Origin of the sequence: Pseudomonas lini, assembly GCF_964063345.1 — a bacterium.
Classification (GTDB): Bacteria; Pseudomonadota; Gammaproteobacteria; order Pseudomonadales; family Pseudomonadaceae; genus Aquipseudomonas; species Aquipseudomonas lini_B.
This window is the reverse complement of sequence record NZ_OZ061318.1, coordinates 499338-517933: the sequence shown is the minus strand read 5'-3', so window position 1 is coordinate 517933 and position 18596 is coordinate 499338. Positions and strand designations below refer to the sequence as shown.

The 18596-nt window shown below is 60.3% G+C and carries 16 protein-coding genes; 7 read left to right on the top strand and 9 right to left on the bottom strand.

The features are described 5' to 3' along the window. Nucleotides 1-3: 3 nt before the first annotated feature. From AB3226_RS02290 to AB3226_RS02280, 3 genes are read right to left on the bottom strand one after another with little or no spacing between them, the layout of a single operon-like run. Nucleotides 4-1272, bottom strand: a complete 1269-nt coding sequence (locus tag AB3226_RS02290) for a dihydrolipoamide acetyltransferase family protein (protein ID WP_367371838.1) — start codon at nt 1270-1272, stop codon at nt 4-6. After that, nucleotides 1273-2331: an alpha-ketoacid dehydrogenase subunit beta gene (locus AB3226_RS02285; RefSeq protein ID WP_367371837.1), complete on the bottom strand. Its 1059-nt coding sequence runs from the start codon at nt 2329-2331 to the stop codon at nt 1273-1275. A gap of 1 nt (nt 2332) precedes the next feature. Then, a complete protein-coding gene (locus AB3226_RS02280) occupies nt 2333-3568 on the bottom strand; it encodes a 3-methyl-2-oxobutanoate dehydrogenase (2-methylpropanoyl-transferring) subunit alpha (protein ID WP_367371836.1) in 1236 nt (411 codons plus the stop codon). Between the two features lie 185 nt (nt 3569-3753). Between AB3226_RS02280 and bkdR the strand changes: the two genes are divergently transcribed. Continuing rightward, nucleotides 3754-4242, top strand: coding sequence for a Bkd operon transcriptional regulator BkdR (gene bkdR, locus AB3226_RS02275; protein WP_008034067.1), 489 nt, complete (start codon nt 3754-3756; stop codon nt 4240-4242). A gap of 133 nt (nt 4243-4375) precedes the next feature. Here bkdR and AB3226_RS02270 read toward each other — a convergent pair whose 3' ends face one another. Beyond that, on the bottom strand, nt 4376-5239 hold the full coding sequence (locus AB3226_RS02270) for an MBL fold metallo-hydrolase (RefSeq protein ID WP_367371835.1): 864 nt from the start codon (nt 5237-5239) through the stop codon (nt 4376-4378). 104 nt (nt 5240-5343) lie between these two features. Here AB3226_RS02270 and AB3226_RS02265 point away from each other — a divergent pair, with 104 nt between their 5' ends. From AB3226_RS02265 to nahK, 6 genes are all read left to right on the top strand, one after another. After that, entirely contained in the window at nt 5344-5679 is a 336-nt protein-coding gene (locus tag AB3226_RS02265) for a helix-turn-helix transcriptional regulator (RefSeq protein WP_032830345.1), read from the top strand. A 183-nt stretch (nt 5680-5862) separates the two neighbouring features. Further along, a complete protein-coding gene (locus AB3226_RS02260) occupies nt 5863-7107 on the top strand; it encodes an FAD-dependent oxidoreductase (protein WP_367371834.1) in 1245 nt (414 codons plus the stop codon). A 9-nt stretch (nt 7108-7116) separates the two neighbouring features. Next, nucleotides 7117-7923 carry a sulfite exporter TauE/SafE family protein gene (locus AB3226_RS02255; RefSeq protein WP_367371833.1) on the top strand — a complete coding sequence of 269 codons (807 nt, stop codon included), beginning with the start codon at nt 7117-7119 and terminating at the stop codon, nt 7921-7923. Nucleotides 7924-8132: 209 nt separating this feature from the next. Continuing rightward, nucleotides 8133-9317, top strand: coding sequence for a porin (locus AB3226_RS02250; RefSeq protein ID WP_367371832.1), 1185 nt, complete (start codon nt 8133-8135; stop codon nt 9315-9317). Nucleotides 9318-9610: 293 nt separating this feature from the next. After that, the gene (gene nosP, locus AB3226_RS02245) at nt 9611-10774 is read left to right on the top strand and encodes a nitric oxide-sensing protein NosP (protein ID WP_123719185.1); all 1164 of its coding nucleotides are present in this window, start codon (nt 9611-9613) and stop codon (nt 10772-10774) included. Beyond that, nucleotides 10743-13337, top strand: a complete 2595-nt coding sequence (nahK, locus tag AB3226_RS02240; protein ID WP_367375735.1) for a hybrid sensor histidine kinase/response regulator NahK/ErcS' — start codon at nt 10743-10745, stop codon at nt 13335-13337. Before nosP ends, nahK begins: the two co-directional genes overlap by 32 nt. 121 nt (nt 13338-13458) lie before the next feature. Here nahK and AB3226_RS02235 read toward each other — a convergent pair whose 3' ends face one another. The 5 genes from AB3226_RS02235 to AB3226_RS02215 all read right to left on the bottom strand — a co-directional run bounded on the left by AB3226_RS02235 (nt 13459) and on the right by AB3226_RS02215 (nt 18564). After that, on the bottom strand, nt 13459-14124 hold the full coding sequence (locus AB3226_RS02235; protein WP_008005351.1) for a response regulator transcription factor: 666 nt from the start codon (nt 14122-14124) through the stop codon (nt 13459-13461). Between the two features lie 59 nt (nt 14125-14183). Next, complete coding sequence (locus AB3226_RS02230; protein ID WP_367371831.1) at nt 14184-14741, bottom strand: PQQ-dependent catabolism-associated CXXCW motif protein; 558 nt, start codon at nt 14739-14741, stop codon at nt 14184-14186. Between the two features lie 1335 nt (nt 14742-16076). Continuing rightward, nucleotides 16077-16868, bottom strand: a complete 792-nt coding sequence (locus AB3226_RS02225) for an ABC transporter permease (RefSeq protein WP_007907045.1) — start codon at nt 16866-16868, stop codon at nt 16077-16079. Then, nucleotides 16865-17608 (bottom strand): ABC transporter ATP-binding protein, encoded by a 744-nt coding sequence (locus tag AB3226_RS02220; protein WP_367371830.1) that lies wholly within the window; start codon nt 17606-17608, stop codon nt 16865-16867. The genes AB3226_RS02225 and AB3226_RS02220 overlap by 4 nt, the downstream gene beginning before the upstream one ends. Beyond that, nucleotides 17605-18564: a YVTN family beta-propeller repeat protein gene (locus AB3226_RS02215; RefSeq protein ID WP_367371829.1), complete on the bottom strand. Its 960-nt coding sequence runs from the start codon at nt 18562-18564 to the stop codon at nt 17605-17607. Before AB3226_RS02215 ends, AB3226_RS02220 begins: the two co-directional genes overlap by 4 nt. Between the last annotated feature and the right edge of the window lie 32 nt (nt 18565-18596).

Below are 18596 nucleotides of genomic sequence, written 5' to 3'. Positions count from 1 at the left end.
GACTTACTCCACAAATAGGGTGGCGGGTTGTTCGAGCAAGCCACGAATGGCCTGGATGAATTGCGCCGCGTCCATGCCATCGACCACGCGGTGATCGAAGGAGCTGGAGAGGTTCATCATCTTGCGGATCACGATCTGGCCTTTGACGACCATCGGCCGTTCGACAATTTTGTTCACGCCGACGATCGCCACTTCCGGCAGGTTCAGCACCGGGGTGCTGACGATGCCGCCCAGGGCGCCGAGACTGGTCAGGGTGATGGTCGAGCCGGACAGCTCATCGCGGCTGGCCTTGCCTGTGCGCGCGGCAGTCGCCAAACGCGAGATTTCCGCGGCGCTGTCCCACAGGCTGCGGGTTTCGGCGTGACGCACCACCGGCACCATCAAACCGATGTCGGCTTGCGTGGCGACGCCCACATGCACCGCACCGAGACGGGTGATGACCTGCGCTTCGTCGTCGTAACGGGCGTTGATCTGCGGGAAATCGCGCAGAGCCACGACCAGCGCGCGGACCAGGAACGGCAGCAATGTCAGCTTGCCGCGGGTCGCGCCGTGTTTTTCGTTCAGGTGTGCGCGCAGTTCTTCCACGGCAGTGACGTCGATTTCTTCGACGTAGCTGAAGTGGGCAGCGCGCTGGGTGGCGTCCTGCATGCGCTGGGCGATCTTGCGGCGCATGCCGATCACCGGGATTTGCTGTTCATCATTGCGCTGGGCGTAAGCGGCGGTGGCGGTCGATGCGTTCGACTGACCCTGACCCAGATACGCTTCGAGGTCTTCATGCAGCACCCGACCGGCAGGGCCGCTGCCACGCACCAGACGCAATTGAATGCCGAGGTCCAGCGCATGCTTGCGCACAGCCGGGGAGGCCAGCGGACGCTCATCGGCTTCACGGGCAACCATCGGACCTTGGCAGGCAGCGGCCGGGCGAGGCGCCGCAACCGGTTTGCTTTCAACAACGGCTTCAACGTTAGGCGCTGCAACGGGTGTTTCTTTAACTGCGGCAGGCTGAGCCGACTCTTTAACGTTGCCCGCGCCTTCAACTTCAATACTGATCAGGACGCTGCCAACCGCCATGACTTCGCCAGGCTGTCCGCCCAGCGCAATCACCTTGCCATGCACCGGGGATGGAATGTCGACCATCGCCTTGTCGGTCATCACATCGGCCAGCACCTGATCTTCGACGACCATGTCGCCAACCTTGACGTGCCACTGCGACAGTTCAACTTCTGCAATGCCTTCGCCAATGTCCGGCATTTTAATAACGTGCGTGCCCATTCAGACCTCCATGACCCGTTTCAAAGCCGCGCCCACTCGGGACGGACCAGGGAAATACGCCCACTCTTGCGCGTGCGGGTAGGGAGTGTCCCAACCGGTGACGCGCTCGATTGGCGCTTCCAGGTGATGGAAGCAATGTTCCTGCACCAGCGACACCAGTTCGGCGCCGAACCCGCAGGTGCGAGTGGCTTCGTGAACCACTACGCAGCGCCCGGTTTTTTTCACCGACTTGACGATGGTGTCCAGGTCCAATGGCCACAGGCTGCGCAGGTCGATCACTTCGGCGTCGATACCGGTTTCTTCAGCCGCCACTTGCGACACATAAACCGTGGTGCCGTAGGTCAGGATGGTCACGTCTTTGCCCGGACGAGCAATGGCGGCGACGTCCAGCGGCACGGTGTAGTAACCGTCCGGTACTTGTGCGGCGGGGTGTTTTGACCACGGGGTTACCGGACGGTCGTGGTGGCCGTCGAACGGGCCGTTGTACAGGCGTTTTGGCTCGAGGAAGATCACCGGGTCATCGTTTTCGATGGAGGCGATCAGCAGGCCTTTGGCGTCATAAGGGTTGGACGGCATGACCGTGCGCAAACCGCAAACCTGGGTGAACATCGCCTCGATGCTCTGGCTGTGGGTCTGGCCACCGTAGATGCCGCCGCCGCATGGCATGCGCAGGGTCATCGGTGCAGTGAACTCGCCGGCCGAGCGATAGCGCAAGCGTGCTGCTTCGGAAATGATCTGGTCCGACGCCGGGTAAACATAATCGGCGAACTGGATCTCGGCCACCGGCCGCAAACCGTAAGCGCCCATGCCCACGGCGACGCCAACGATCCCGCTTTCGGAGATCGGTGCGTCGAAAACGCGGGAGGTGCCGTACTTGTTCTGCAGGCCTTCGGTGCAACGGAACACGCCACCGAAGTAGCCCACGTCCTGGCCGAACACCACGACATTGTCGTCACGCTCAAGCATCACATCCATGGCCGAGCGCAGGGCCTGGATCATGGTCATGGTGGTCGTGGTCATGGCGGTTTCCAACTCGATTTTATTGTTGTGATCGTTCATGTCAGATCCCCAACTCTTGACGCTGGCGCTTCAAGTGCTCCGGCATCTCTTTGTAAACGTCTTCGAACATGGTCGCGGCGCTCGGAATCTGGCCGCCGGCGAGGGTGCCGTACTGCTCGGCTTCTTTCTGCGCGGCGATCACTTCGGCTTCCAGTTCGGCGCTGACGACGACGTGCTCCTCTTCGGACCACTGACCGATTTTGATCAAGTGCTGCTTGAGACGGGCAATCGGGTCGCCCAACGGGAAGTGGCTCCAGTCGTCGGCAGGACGGTATTTGGATGGATCATCGGAGGTCGAGTGCGGGCCGGCGCGGTAGGTGACCCATTCGATCATGGTCGGGCCGAGGTTGCGGCGCGCACGTTCGGCGGCCCAGGCGGAGGCGGCGTAGACCGCGACAAAATCGTTGCCATCGACCCGCAGGGAGGCGATGCCGCAACCGACGCCGCGTCCGGCAAAGGTAGTGGCTTCACCGCCGGCAATCGCCTGGAACGTCGAGATTGCCCATTGGTTGTTGACCACGTTGAGGATCACCGGCGCACGGTAGACGTGGGCGAAGGTGAGGGCGGTGTGGAAGTCCGATTCAGCAGTAGCGCCGTCGCCGATCCAGGCCGAGGCGATTTTGGTGTCGCCCTTGATCGCCGAGGCCATGCCCCAGCCAACGCCCTGAACGAATTGAGTGGCGAGGTTGCCGGAAATGGTGAAGAAACCGGCATCCTTGACCGAGTACATGATCGGCAGCTGACGGCCCTTGAGCGGATCACGCTCGTTGGACAACAGTTGGCAGATCAGGTCCACCAATGGCACTTCGCGGGCCATCAGGATGCTTTGTTGACGGTAGGTGGGGAAGCACATGTCGTCGATGTTCAAGGCCAGGGCCTGGGCGCTGCCGATGGCTTCTTCGCCAAGGCTTTGCATGTAGAACGACATTTTTTTCTGACGCTGGGCGACCACCATGCGGTTGTCGAAAATCCGTGTCTTGAGCATGGCGCGCATGCCTTTTCGCAGGATCTCGACTGGCACGCCTTCGGCCCACGGGCCGAGGGCATTGCCCTGGTCGTCGAGCACGCGAATCAGGCCTTTGGCCAGATCAGCCGTGTCGGCCGGTTCAACGTCGATTGGGGGTTTGCGCACCAAGCCTGCGTCGGTCAGATGCAGGTAGGAGAAGTCGGTTTTGCAGCCGGGGCGGCCCGAAGGTTCGGGAACGTGCAGGCGCAGCGGTTCGTACGCTTGGTTCATGGCTTCTACGCTCGATCTTGTGAATTTCTTGTAGTGAGCTGGCAGTCATTCTTCGGTAAAAGAATTCTTGTCCTACAACAATCATAGGCCGGCCCAAGAAGAATATTTCTCTCTGTTTCGTTGCGCTTGAGGTCATTTGAGGATAAAAAATCTGCATAAACATAAAAAACAGGTGGTTTTGTCTCATGCGCAAACTGGACCGTACCGATATCGGCATTCTCAACAGCCTTCAGGAGAACGCGCGCATCACCAACGCCGACCTCGCACGTTCGGTGAACCTGTCGCCGACGCCGTGCTTTAACCGGGTCAAGGCGATGGAAGAATTAGGGCTGATTCGTGAGCAAGTGACCCTGCTGGATGCCGACCTGTTGGGGCTGCATGTGAATGTGTTCATTCACGTCAGCCTGGAGAAACAGGTGGAGGAGGCGTTGCAGCATTTCGAAGAGGCGATCTCGGATCGCCCGGAAGTGATGGAATGTTATTTGATGGCCGGCGACCCGGACTACCTGATCCGCGTGCTGGTGCCGACCATTCAGTCGCTGGAACGCTTCATGATGGACTTTTTGACCAAAGTGCCGGGGGTGGCGAACATCCGTTCCAGCTTTGCGCTCAAGCAGGTGAGGTATAAGACGGCGCTGCCGTTGCCGGCGAATGGGTTGACCCTGACCAACTGAAGAAACCCCGCTCGATGATCGTTCCCACGCTCTGCGTGGGAATGCATCCCGTGACGCTCCGCGTCACATCCGCAAGCGGAACGCGGAGCGTCCCTGGCGGCATTCCCACGCGGAGCGTGGGAACGATCGAAAGTCAAAGTTGATTCAGGGGGATCTTCAGATAAGTCACACCATTCTCTTCCGCCGGCGGCAAATTCCCGGCCCGCACATTCACTTGAATCGCTGGCAGCAACAACGTCGGCATGCACAACCCGGCATCGCGCCGGGTGCGCATGGCGACGAAGGCAGCCTCATCAATGCCATCGTGAATATGAATATTGCTTTTGCGCTGCTCGCCAACCGTGCTCTGGCATTGCGGGGCGCGGCCGGCCGGCGGGTAATCGTGGCAGACGTAAAGGCGCACGCTGGCGGGGAAGGCCAACAGTTTCTGGATCGAGGCAAACATCTGGTTGGCGTTGCCGCCGGGGAAGTCGCAGCGCGCGGTGCCGACGTCCGGCATGAACAACGTATCGCCCACCAGAATCACATCGCCGTCGATCAAATAGGCCATGTCCGCCGGGGTATGCCCGGGCACATGCAGGGCCGTGGCCTTGAGGTTGCCGATCCGGAATGACTCGTCTGGCGCAAACAGGTGATCGAACTGTGAACCATCGACGCTAAATCCAGGTTCGAGGTTGAACAGTGCCTTGAACACGTCCTGAACCTTGCTGATCGACTCACCAATCGCAATCTTGCCGCCCAGTTCCCGACGCAAATAAGGCGCGGCCGACAGGTGATCGGCATGGGCGTGGGTTTCCAACAGCCATTGCACCTGTAACTGATGTTCGCGCACGAAGGCGATGATTTTGTCGGCCTGGACGGTCGCGGTGCGTCCGGCGGCGGGGTCGTAATCCAGCACCGGGTCGACAATCGCGCACTGCCCGCCATCGTGTTCGTAGATCACGTAGCTGTAGGTCGACGAGGCGGGGTCAAGAAAGGCTTCAATCAACGCAGACATGGGTACGAACCTGTGGAAAGGGGCGGGAGAACAATAACCGGTTGCAACACTTTATGTTTAAACATAATGTCCGCAGCTTAAGTGACGTCGAAGGCATCCTGCAAATGCAATCCAGTCTGACCGAATGTGAAGTCGCCCAGCTCCGGGCCTCGGCCTCCAAGGCTTGCGCGCTGCTCAAGGCTTTGGCCAACGAGGACCGCTTGCTGATTCTCTGCCAATTGACCCAGGGCGAGCGCAACGTCGGCGAACTGGAAAAAATGACCGGCGTGCGCCAGCCCACACTGTCCCAACAGCTGGGCATCCTGCGTGACGAGGGATTGGTGGTCACCCGCCGTGAAGGCAAGTACATATTCTATGGTTTAGCCAGTCACGAAGTGATTCAGGTGATGAAGACACTGTCCGGCCTGTACTGCGGAGCGGTGCTGAAAAGCTGGGGCTGAGCCTGATGCCAAGCGCAATCCCATGTGGGAGCGGGCTTGCTCGCGAAAGCGGTGTGTCAGGCGACATTGATGTTAGCTGTGCCGCCGTCTTCGCGAGCAAGCCCGCTCCCACATGTATTGCGCTTAACTGACAGGCATCAGGACTGAACCCTGAGCCATGCGTGCAATAACAAGGAATGAATGATGAACGATCAACACTGGGGCCCATCCATCAGTGCCGACATCGTGGTAATAGGCGGCGGGACCGCCGGCATTGGTTTGGTTGCCAGCCTGCTGAAACGCGATCCGGGTTTAAACATCACCGTCATCGAACCCGACAGCCAGCATTACTACCAACCGGCGTGGACGCTGGTGGGCGGTGGTGCTTACGCGGTGAAAAACACCGCGCGCCCGATGTCCTCGGTGATGCCGCGCCAGGCCACCTGGTTGCAGGCGTCCGTGACTGACATCGCCCCCGACAGCAAACAGCTGACCCTCGACGATGGCCGCACCGTCAGTTACCAGAACCTCGTCGTCTGCCCCGGTTTGCGCCTGGCCTGGGAGAAAATCGAAGGCTTGCAGGACACCCTCGGCCAGAACGGCGTGACCTCCAATTACAGCTATCGGCACGCGGCCTACACCTGGGAACTGGTCCAGGGATTGCGCGGCGGAAAAGCGATCTTCACCCAGCCAGCGATACCGATCAAATGCGCCGGTGCGCCGCAGAAAGCCTTGTACTTGTCCTGCGATCACTGGCGTAAAACCGGTGTTCTGAACAAATTCGACGTCGAGTTCAATCTGGCCGGCGCTGCGTTATTCGGCGTGGCGATATTCGTGCCGCCGTTGATGAAGTACATCGAAAAGTACAACGCCCGGCTGGCCTTCAATTCCAATCTGGTCAAGGTTGACGGGCCGTCGAAAACCGCGTGGTTTGAGGTCAAGGACGCTGCGGGTGTCGTGACCGTAGAAGAAAAAACCTTCGACCTGCTGCACGTCGTGCCGCCTCAGGTCTCGCCGGATTTCATCCGCCAAAGCCCGCTGGCCGACGCCGCTGGCTGGTGCGAAGTGAACCCGCACAGCCTGCAACACGCACGCTATACAGACGTTTTTGCCTTGGGCGATGTCTGTTCCACTAGCAACGCGAAAACTGCCGCCGCCGTGCGCAAGCAGATCGTGGTGGTAGCGCAAAACCTGCTGGCCCTGCGCAAGCAACAGCCGTTGCCACTCAAGTACGACGGCTACGGTTCCTGCCCGCTGACGGTGGAGAAGGGCAAGGTGATTCTCGCCGAGTTCGGTTACGCCGGTAAGTTGCTGCCGACCTTTCCCCTCGACCCGACAGTGCCGCGTCGTTCAGCCTGGTTTCTCAAGGCGACCCTGCTGCCGTGGTTCTACTGGAATGGCCTGCTCAAGGGCCGTGAATGGCTGACCCATCTGTCCAAGGTTGACTGAGAGAACCCTATGTTGCTGGCCAGTTTTTTCGGTGTGGTCATGGGGCTGGTGCTCGGTTTGACCGGTGCTGGTGGCGGTATTCTCGCGGTGCCGGCCTTGGTGCTGGGGCTGGGTTTGACCATGACCCAAGCGGCGCCCGTTGCCTTGTTCGCGGTGGGCAGTGCGGCGGCGATCGGTGCGATTGACGGTTTGCGCCATGGCCTGGTGCGCTATCGGGCGGCGTTGTTGATTGCATTGCTGGGCGCGGTGTTTTCGCCGGTGGGCATCTACTTCGCCCATCAGTTGCCGGAAAAGATCCTGATGATTCTGTTCAGTCTACTGATGGTCATGGTGGCCTGGCGGATGCTGCGCCGGGAAAAGCCCGACGATGGCCCGAGCGATCACGGGCATGCCAACTGGGGCCAGAAGAACTGCATGCTCGATCAGCAGACCGGGCGTTTTTCCTGGACCGCCAAATGCACCGCAACCCTGGCGGCACTCGGCGCGGTGACCGGTGTGGTCTCGGGGCTGCTCGGGGTCGGTGGCGGCTTTCTGATCGTGCCGGCGTTCAAGCAACTGACCGATGTGCAGATGCGCGGCATCGTTGCCACGTCGTTGATGGTGATCAGCCTGATCTCGGTAATCGGCGTGATCGGCGCGTTTCATGCCGGGGTGCGGATCGATGGTTTGGGCGTGTCGTTCATTGCCGCCAGCATCGTCGGGATGATCCTCGGTCGAAAACTCTGCGCACGGGTGCCGGCCCGAGGGTTGCAGATCAGCTTTGCCAGCGTCTGCGTGGTGATCGCCGTATACATGCTGTTTAGAGCGCTCGCCTAGCCGGCACCGGGTCCTGTGGACGCCAGTCGGGTCCACAGGCTTACACCCTAAGTTCCGGGCCTGTCCGGCGGGCGGTCTTACACCGAATTTGCCGCGCTACACCGGCCACCCCAAAGCACCTGACAACCGCCCCCAAGGCAGCGTATGACGCCGCCGGTCCACTTTCGATAATCGCCTCCGACATCAAGTCCCCCGTTGCGGAGCGCGTCATGCACAACAATAAGAACTTCAAGCATCGTTTCTTGCCGGCCTTCATCGCCAGCCTGTCCTCCCTTGGCCTGAGCTCGATGGCCGAGGCCGAGATCATGCTGTACGACAAGGACCAGACCACGTTCTCCACGGATGGCTACATCAACGCCTTCTACGTGAACAGCGACGTGGACCGGGCCGGCGAGCAGTACGACCGGCGCCAGGCGCGGGTGAAGATGGGATTTCTGCCCAACTACCTGGGCTTCAACATGGGCAAGCAGGTCGATGACCTCAAGCTCGGCGCCCGGGCCTCGTTCTGGGTGACCATCAACGACAGCGAAACCAACGGCACCGACACCGCCATCGACGTGCGGCAGTTCTACGGCACGGTGGCCAATCCAGAGTGGGGCGAGGTGCTGATCGGCAAGGATTTCGGCCTGTTTGCCCGCTCCAACATCCTGCTCGACGAATTGCTCGCCGGTTATGGTCAGGTCAGCGATACGTTGGGCCTGGTGGACGGCGGCGGGGTGTCGTTCGGCAACATCGGCAGCGGCTATCCATACCCGTTCCCGACGTCGCAGATTACCTATCGCACCCCGGTGATGGACGGTTTGCGGGTGGCGGTCGGGATCATGGACCCGGTCGACACCAACGACAGCAGCGCGACGGGCAAGGCGTATCAGGAGAACCCGCGCACCGAGAGCGAGATCACCTATCAGTTCGACGTCGGCGGGGCGAAGATTTACAGCTGGCTCAACGGCAGCTACCAGACTTCGGACAACACCGACGCAAGCGTCGAGTCCGTCACCTCCAAAGGCGTCGGCTACGGCGTGCAGGCGAAGATGGGCGGGCTGTCGCTGACCGGCTCCGGTTTCCAGGCCAAGGGCATCAACCCGTTCTTCACCAACAACGCCGGCGAACCGACCCTGCGCAATGTCGACAGCGACGGTTACCTGTTGCAGGGCTCCTACAAACTGGGCAAGAACCGCCTGGCCCTGTCTTACGGCAAGACCGAGGACGATGGCAACGGCGTGGTCGGCAGCGGCGCTGATTACGAGACCCGCAGCATTGCGCTGTTCCATGACGTCAACGACAACCTGAAGTTGGTGGCCGAATACAACCAGTTCGAAATCAATGGCCACGACACCAGCGCCCAGAATGAAGACACCGATACGTTTGCGGTGGGGGCGGTGTTGACCTGGTAACTGGCTGACTAACCATTACTTGTGGCGAGAGGGCTTGCCTGTGGCGAGGGAGCTTGCTCCCGCTGGGTCGCGAAGCGCCCCCCGATTCTGCTCGCGCATCGGCCAGGATTTGGGGGACTGCTTCGCAGTCCAGCGGGAGCAAGCTCCCTCGCCACAAAAGTGTCAGCCACCAAACTTTCAATCCCCGGCTCTCATCCCATCGAACCACCCACCCGCTACCCAAGTAGCATTCGCCGCCGCCCGCAGGCTTCGTACACTCGTGCCTCATACAGGCGCACCGGCGAGGGGCGAGGATGGAGCAGGTTCAGAACGACGGTGTGGTCAGTGCGATGTCCCAGGCCACCGATGCCCAGCAAGCGGCCCAGGATCTGGCGCGACAACTCTTGCACCCCCACTTGGGCTTCGTGCTGTTCTTCTGTTCCGCCGAGTACGACTTGCAGGCGCTAGGGCAGGCGTTGCAACAGAGCTTCGGCGGCATTCGTCTGGTGGGCTGCACCAGCGCCGGGGAAATCACCCCCCAAGGTTATGGCCGCAGCTGCGTGACGGCGGTGGGCTTCGATCATCGGCACTTTTCCATCTCCACCGAACTGATCGATGAGATGGAACATTTCAGCCTGATCGACGCCCAGCAAATGGTCGAGCGACTGGTCAGTGGCTGTCGCAGCAATACCTTGGCGCCGATCAAGGGCAACAGCTTTGCCCTGACCCTGCTCGATGGCCTGTCCAGCCGTGAAGAAATGGTGCTCGCGGCTTTGAGTGCGGCGTTGGGCGACATTCCGCATTTCGGCGGTTCGGCCGGCGACGACAACTACCTGACCCACACCCACGTGTATTTCGGCGGCGAGTTTCACAGCGGCGCGGCGGTGGTGGTGCTGGTCAATACCTGGCTGGACTTCGAAGTTTTCACCACCCACCACATCCTGCCCAGGGCCGAGAAACTGGTGGTCACCGCTGCCGACAGCGCCTCGCGCCGGGTGTTCGAGCTCAACGCCGAACCGGCCGCCGAGGAATACGCCCGGCACATTGGCGTGGCGGTGGCTGATCTCGATTATCGAATCTTTGCCGCGCATCCGTTAGCGGTGCGAATCAACGATCAGTATTACGTGCGGGCGATCCAGCAGGTTCATCCAGACCTGAGCCTGAGTTTCTACTGTGCGGTGGAAAACGGCATCGTCCTCACCGTCATGACCCCCGGCCCCATGCTGCCGAATCTGCAAAACCTGTTCGACGGTTTGCAGGAGCGTCTCGGGGACCTGTTGCTGACCATTGGCTGCGACTGCTTTCTCAGGCGTCTGGAACTGGAAGACGGCGGCAATCTGGAGCAGATAGGCGCGTTTCTGCGGGATCAGCGGGTGATGGGTTTCAACACCTACGGAGAACAGTTCAATGGCATGCACATCAACCAGACCTTCACCGGGGTTGCCATTGCCCGAGGCCGCTCCCCTGGACAGCGCTGATCTTCAGGCGCAGATCGCCAGCCTGCGCCACGAAAACCACAAACTGCAGCGCATCAATGGCGCGCTGATCGAGCGCATCGAATCCGGTATCACCCGGGGCAACGATCCGTATGCGGCGTTCCAGCATTCGGTGGTGCTGGCCGAACAGGTGCGTGAGCGCACCGACGCCCTGAACCAGGCCATGGCCGAACTCAAGGCCGGCAATCATTTGCTCAGCGAAGCACGGCTGCGAGCCGAAACCGCTCATCAACACTTGATCGACGCCATCGAAAGCATTTCCGACGCCTTTGTATTGTTCGATGCCGAGCAGCGGATCGTGCTGTTCAACAGCCGCTTCAAGGCGTTTTGGGGCAACAGTCGGGTGCGGATCACCGCCGGCATGCGCCTGAGCGAGGTCAAACGGTTGATGACCTCGACCGGGCTGTTCAGCGAAGAACCTCGCGGGCATGCCGACGAAAACCTGCTCTATCGCCTGCACAACGGGCGCTGGCTGCAAGTCAGCGAACGGCCGACCCAGGAAGGCGGGCGGGTGATCCTGTTCACTGACATTACTGACGTCAAACTCAGCGAAACCCTGCGCCGCGAGCAGGCCGTGGCGCAGAAGTCGCACTTGCTGCAACGAGCGGTCGACAACCTGTCCCAAGGGGTGGCGATGGTCAATGCCGAGGGCATTCTGGAACTGTGGAACCGACGCTTCCTGGAGCTCAGCGGCCTGGCCCCGGTGGCGGCCCATCGGCCATTCGCCGAAGTGATCGCCGACAGCGAACTGAACCTGCTGACCCCAGCCAGTCGCGACCCGAACGGGCGGCACGTGCAGGAATGCGAGCAACGCCTCTACGATGGCCGGGTGCTGGAAATCCGCACCCATCCGTTGCCCACCGGCGGCTTCGTCAACACTTTCACCGACATCACTGAACGCTACCAGCACGCCGAAGCGCTCAGCGAAAGCGAGCGCTGGATTCGCCTGATCACGGACCATGTGCCGGCGCTGATCGCGTACCTGAATGCCGATCTGGTCTATGAATTCACCAACAAAGTCTACGAAGAATGGTACTGCTGGCCACGGGGCGTGATGCTCGGGCAGAGCCTGCGCGAAGTTCACAGCGAACAGCATTATCAGCGCCTGGAAGCCTACGTGGCCCGGGCCCTGGCCGGGGAGAGCGTGACGTTCGAGTTTGCCGAAACCAACATCAATAATCAGGAGCGCTACATGCTGCGCTCCTACGTGCCCAATCGCCTGGCCACCGGGGAAGTGGTGGGGATTTTCGTGTTGATCCGCGACATCACCGAGCGCCGCCGTACCGCCGAGGCGCTGCATCAGGCCTATCAGAACCTTGAGTTGCGGGTGCGCGAACGCACCACCGAACTGACCACCCTCAACGACCAATTGTTGCGCGAAATCGACGAGCGCCGCCGGGTGGAGTCACGTTTGCGCGAGGCCAAGCTCGAGGCCGAGCAAGCCAACCTGTCGAAGACAAAATTTCTCGCCGCCGTCAGTCACGATCTGCTGCAACCGCTGAATGCCGCGCGGCTGTTTACCAGCGCCTTGCTGGAACGCCGGGAGCCGGTGGCCAACGAGATTCTGGTGCGCAACGTCAGCAACTCTCTGGAAGACGTGGAAAACCTGCTCGGCACCCTGGTGGACATATCCAAACTCGATGCCGGGGTGATCAAGGCCGACATTGCGCCGTTCGCCCTGAGCGAATTGCTGGAAAACCTCGCCGCCGAATACACCCAAGTGGCCCGCAGCGAAGGGCTTGAGCTGCATTTCATCCCGTGTTCGGCGCTGGTGCGCAGCGACATTCAGTTGCTCGCGCGGATCCTGCGTAATCTGCTGAGCAATGCCATTCGCTACACCTACAGCGGGCGCGTGGTGCTCGGCTGCCGGCGTCATCATCAGCGGCTGACCATCGAAGTCTGGGACAGCGGCATGGGCATTGCCGAAAACCGTCTGGAGGAGATTTTCCAAGAGTTCAAACGCGGTGACGTGCAGCGCCCGGATCAGGATCGCGGCTTGGGGCTGGGTCTGGCGATTGTGGAGAAAATCGCGCGTATTCTCGGCCACCGGATTCATGTGCGTTCATGGCCGGGCAAGGGTTCGATGTTTTCCGTCGAAGTGCCGTTGAGTGCCACGGCGCCGAAGGCGTTGCCGAACCTGCTGATGAGCGAACCGATGCTCGAGCGCCTGCGCGGTGCACGGGTGTGGGTGCTGGATAACGACGCGGCCATTTGTGCCGGGATGCGCACCTTGCTCGAAGGTTGGGGCTGCCGGGTGATTACGGCACTGTCGGAGGAGGACCTGGCGCGGCAAGTGGATAATTATCACGACGAAGCCGACCTGCTGATTGCCGACTATCACCTGGATGACGAGAAGAATGGTGTCGACGCCGTGGCCCGGATCAACGCCCGTCGCGCTTCAGCGATCCCGGCGATGATGATTACCGCCAACTACAGCAATGAACTCAAACAGCAGATCCGCGAACTGGGCCACACCCTGATGCACAAACCGGTGCGGCCGATGAAACTCAAGACGGCGATGAGTCATTTGCTTGCCCGGCCTTGAGGCTTCTGGTGTGTTCACTGGCGCCATCGCGGGCAAGCCCGCTCCCACAGGATCTCCACAAACCTGTGGGAGCGGGCTTGCCCGCGATGGGGGCGATTCGGTCTAACTGTTGCCCCCAGAATCAACGCCGCAAATACGACCCGAAATCAATATCCCCGGCACTCAAAATCGCCTGCACCCGATTGTGCACATTAAGTTTGCGCAATATCGCCGAGACATGAGCCTTGACCGTGGTTTCGGCGATTTCCAGGGTGTAGGCGATCTGTTTGTTCGATTCGCCCTTGGTCATGCGCTCAAGTACCAGCAACTGCTTGCGGGTCAGTGCCTGTAGCAGTTCCGGCGGGAAGCTCGGGGTGTCATTCATCCGGCGATGAGTGCCGCTTTTCTGCGTGCGGATGATGTCCGGCGGCAGGTACACATTGCCGTTGAGAATCTGCTGGATCGCTTCGGTCATCTGCACCCGCGGCGACGACTTGGTGATGAACCCCACCGCGCCATAGGTGATGGCTTGCAACACGATTTGTTTGTCCTGCTCGGCCGAGACGATCACCACCGGAATGGTCGGCGCCTCGTTGCGCAGGTTGATCAGGCCATTGAGGCCGTGCATGCCGGGCATGTTCAGGTCGAGCAGGATCAGGTCCAGGTCGTCGTGTTCCTGAGTCAGGGCCAGGGCACTGTCGAGGTCGGCGGTTTCCATGACCTCACTGCCGGGGAAACCGTCGCTGATGACGTTATGAATGGCTTCGCGAAACAGCGGGTGATCGTCGGCAATCAGAATTTTGTACATGGCCTTTCACCTCATTATTTTTTTGATCAGGGTGTGGCAACAACTCGCAAGCGCTCACGTCAGGGAAAGGGCTCGGGCCGGGCCGGCATCACGGGCAGATTCGCCGCTTGCCACGCATCCAGTCCGTCGCGGTACCAATACAGTGTTTTATAGCCCATGGAAGCGGCGCGTTTTACCGCGTTCCAGCTCAACCAACAATCGGAGCGGCAGTAAAAGACCAACGGTCGCGTCAGGTCGCCTGCCGTCAATTGCTGCAGGTGACGCGCGAAATAATCCTGCCACGGGGGCGTCAGGTCGCCGTCACCGGTATTGGCCAGCCAATGGCTGCCGGGCAGGTTTTCGTGGGGCTCGTCTTCGATGAAACGACCTTGCAGCCATTGCCGGCGGTAGACATCGATCAGCAGCGGCTGCGGCGTGTGCTTGAGCAGATTTTGCAGGGCTGGCGTATCGATGATACTCGCACCCTGGAGCTGAGTCGGGGTCGGGCTGCGGTATAAACCGGTGCGATAACCTTCGGCGGAGAACAGCGCAGTTTCAGCCTGCGCGGCGCCCAGCAACAGGCTCAGCGACAGCGCGGCGAGAGAAGGGCACAGCAGAACACGTCGTGCACGCGGCATGGGGTTCAGTCCTTATAGTTATGAACCCATTACATGCCAGTAGCGGTGCGTTGTGAATGCGACGATAGACAGGTAAACCAGTACTAAAGTAGTAATTTGTCTAGTTTATGGAGCCCGCGTCGTACACCAATGCTGTGTTCAATGAAGATCCCTGTGGGAGCGGGCTTGCCCGCGATGAGGCCGTCACATCCAGCATTGATGTTGACTGACACACCGCCATCGCGGGCAAGCCCGCTCCCACAGGGTGATGTGTTGTCAGCTGGATTTGCGCAAGGCCGCTTGCTCCCACACTGAATAGTGTGTGAACACAAATATGTGGAACACTTCAGAACTGTGGGAGCTGGCTTGCCTGCGATGAGGCCATAACATCCAGCATTGATGTTGACTGACACACCGCCATCGCGGGCAAGCCCGCTCCCACAGGGTGATGTGTTGTCAGCTGGATTTGCGCAAGGCCGCTTGCTCCCACACTGAATAGTGTGTGAACACAAATATGTGGAACACCTCAGAACTGTGGGAGCGGGCTTGCCCGCGATGAGGCCATAACATCCAGCATTGATGTTGACTGACACACCGCCATCGCGGGCAAGCCCGCTCCCACAGGGTGATGTGTTGTCAGCTGGATTTGCGCAAGGCCGCTTGCTCCCACACTGAATAGTGTGTGAACACAAATATGTGGAACACCTCAGAACTGTGGGAGCTGGCTTGCCTGCGATGAGGCCGTCACATCCAGTACTGATGTTGGCTGACACACCGCCATCGCGGGCAAGCCCGCTCCCACAGGGTGATGTGTTGTCAGCTGGATTTGCGCAAGGCCGCTTGCTCCCACACTGAATAGTGTGTGAACACAAATATGTGGAACACTTCAGAACTGTGGGAGCTGGCTTGCCTGCGATGAGGCCATAACATCCAGCATTGATGTTGACTGACACACCGCCATCGCGGGCAAGCCCGCTCCCACAGGGTGATGTGTTGTCAGCTGGATTTGCGCAAGGCCGCTTGCTCCCACACTGAATAGTGTGTGAACACAAATATGTGGAACACTTCAGAACTGTGGGAGCTGGCTTGCCTGCGATGAGGCCATAACATCCAGCATTGATGTTGACTGACACACCGCCATCGCGGGCAAGCCCGCTCCCACAGGGTGATGTGTTGTCAGCTGGATTTGCGCAAGGCCGCTTGCTCCCACACTGAATAGTGTGTGAACACAAATATGTGGAACACCTCAGAACTGTGGGAGCTGGCTTGCCTGCGATGAGGCCATAACATCCAGCATTGATGTTGACTGACACACCGCCATCGCGGGCAAGCCCGCTCCCACAGGGATCAGTGTTGTCAGTTGGTTTTGCGCAGGGCCGCATGCTGCGGGTTGAAGGTGAGTACCGCCAGCAGGGCGAACACCAGCGTCAGCCCCACGCACACCGCCAGCGCCAATGGATTGAAACGTTCATACAGCGCAAACCGCACCAGTTCCACCGCATGGGTGAACGGGTTCAAGGCGCACAGCCAATACAACCACTCGCTGGATTCGCGCATCTTCCATAGTGGATACAGCGCCGACGAAAGGAAAAACAGCGGGAAGATCACGAAGTTCATCACCCCGGCAAAGTTCTCCAACTGACGGATGGCGTTGGACAGCAACAGCCCCAGCGCACTGAGCATCAACGCCACCAGCAGCAACGCCGGCAACGCCAGCAACAAACCCATGGCCGGCGGTTGCACGCCGTACAGCCAGGCAATCGCCAGAAAGGCATACACCTGCAACAGCGAAATCAGCGATGTCGCCAGCAATTTGCTGCACAGCAGGAAAGTCCGGGGCAGGGGGCTGGTCAACAGCACGCGCATGCTGCCCATCTCCCGGTCGTAGACCATCGACAGCGAACCTTGCATGCCGTTGAACAACAGGATCATGCAGGCCAGGCCCGGGATGATGTAAACCTCATAGGGAATGTAGGTGTCGTAGGGCTCGATGATGGCGATGCCGAGTGCCGCGCGAAAACCGGCGGCGAACACCAGCAGCCACAGCAACGGCCGCACCAACGCACTGAGAAAACGCGTGCGCTGCAACACAAAACGCAGCCATTCGCGCAGCACGATACCGCTGAAACATTGCCAGTAAGCGTTCATCTGACGACTGCTCCTGAAGAGGGCGAGGTGGTCAGGCGAGCGAAGGCCGAACCGAGGTCGCCGCCGTGTTCAAGGCTTAGGGCGTCGGCCTGTCCGCTGGCCACCAAACGGCCTTGATGCAGGATCAGCAAGTCGTCGCTGGGCTGCACTTCATCCAGCAAATGAGTGGTCCAGAGCACACTGATGTTGTGCTCGCGGCACAGGCTGCGGATGTGTTGGTTGAGCGCCAGGCGACTGGCCGGATCGAGGCCGACGCTCGCCTCGTCGAGCAGCAACAGGCTTGGCTCGTGCAACAATGCCCGGGCGATTTCCACCCGCCGGCGATGACCTCCATTGAGTTCACGCACCCGCTCGCGACGGCGCTCGGTCAGGGCCTGGCGCGTCAGTTCGGCGTCGACCCGAAGGCCGGTCTGGCGTCGAGATAATCCATGCAGCGCGGCGTGGTAACGCAAGTTCTGCTCGACGCTAAGGTCCAGATCCAAAGTGCTTTGCTGGAACACCACACCCAATTGCTTCAACGCCGGACGTGCCGAGGTGCGCAAGGAGCAGCCACCGACCCGAATATCACCGCGCTGCACATCATAAAGGCGCGTGAGCAGGGCGATCAGCGTCGACTTGCCCGCGCCGTTCGGTCCCAGCAGCGCGGCAAAACGCCCGGGTGCCAGGCTGAAACTCACCTGACGCAAGGCCTCGCGCTGGCCGTAAGCGAAACTCAGGTCGCTGACTTCAAGAGCGTTCATGGCGTCACCACCACGCCCCACGGATAGCGCCCGACCTTCACCGATTTAGTGACCTTGAGGCTGTCCACGTCGATCACCGATACATCGCCGCTGACGCCATTAGTGGCCAGCAATTGCCGTTGATCCGGGGTGAACGACATCTGCCAGACCCGTCGGCCCACCAGCAGGTAATCAAGGATCTCGAAGGTCTTGGCGTCGATCACTGCCACATGGTTGGCCGGGCCGAGCGCGACGAAACCGTACTTGCCGTCGGCGCTGAGTTTGATCCCCACCGGTTGGACTTTGTCCGGATGTACGCCTTTGATTTGGAAGGTCAGGGTCTTGAGGATCTTGCGGCTGGCGACGTCGAGAATCGTCACCGTGCCGCCGATTTCCGCCGAGGCCCAAAGCTGCGAGCCATCGGGATTGAATTCGACGAAACGCGGCCGCTGATCGACCAGGGTGTTGTCGGCCAAGGTCTGGGTGCCGGTGTCGATCCAGTGCAGCATGTTGGTGGTTTCACTGGTGTTCACCGCCCACTTGCCGTCGGGGCTGACGGCCATGCCTTCAGGCTCGACGCCGACATTGATCTGGCCGAGCACCTTGGAAGTTTCGGTGTCGATCACCGTCACCAGTGCATCGTCCTCGTTGGAGACATACAGCCAACGATTGTTGGGGTGCAGGGCGAATTGCTCAGGGTCCTTGCCCGAGGGCAGTTCCTTGATGATCTTGCGCGTGGCGACGTCCATCACCTGGACCCGATCCGAATCGCTGGCGCAGATGTACAGCAGCTTATTGTCGTGGGAAAGCAACAGGCCGCGCGGGCGCTGGCCGACGGGCAGGGTCTCGGTGACTTTCAGGGTCTGCAGATCGATCAGGCTCAGGCTGTTGTCCTTTTCGTTGGAGACCCAGGCGGTGCTGGCAGCGGCGTGCCCGGCGGCGAGCAGCAGGGCGCAGGAAAGCAGGGTGCGGCGCATGGCAGATTCCTTATTGTTGTTGTCGTGAAAAA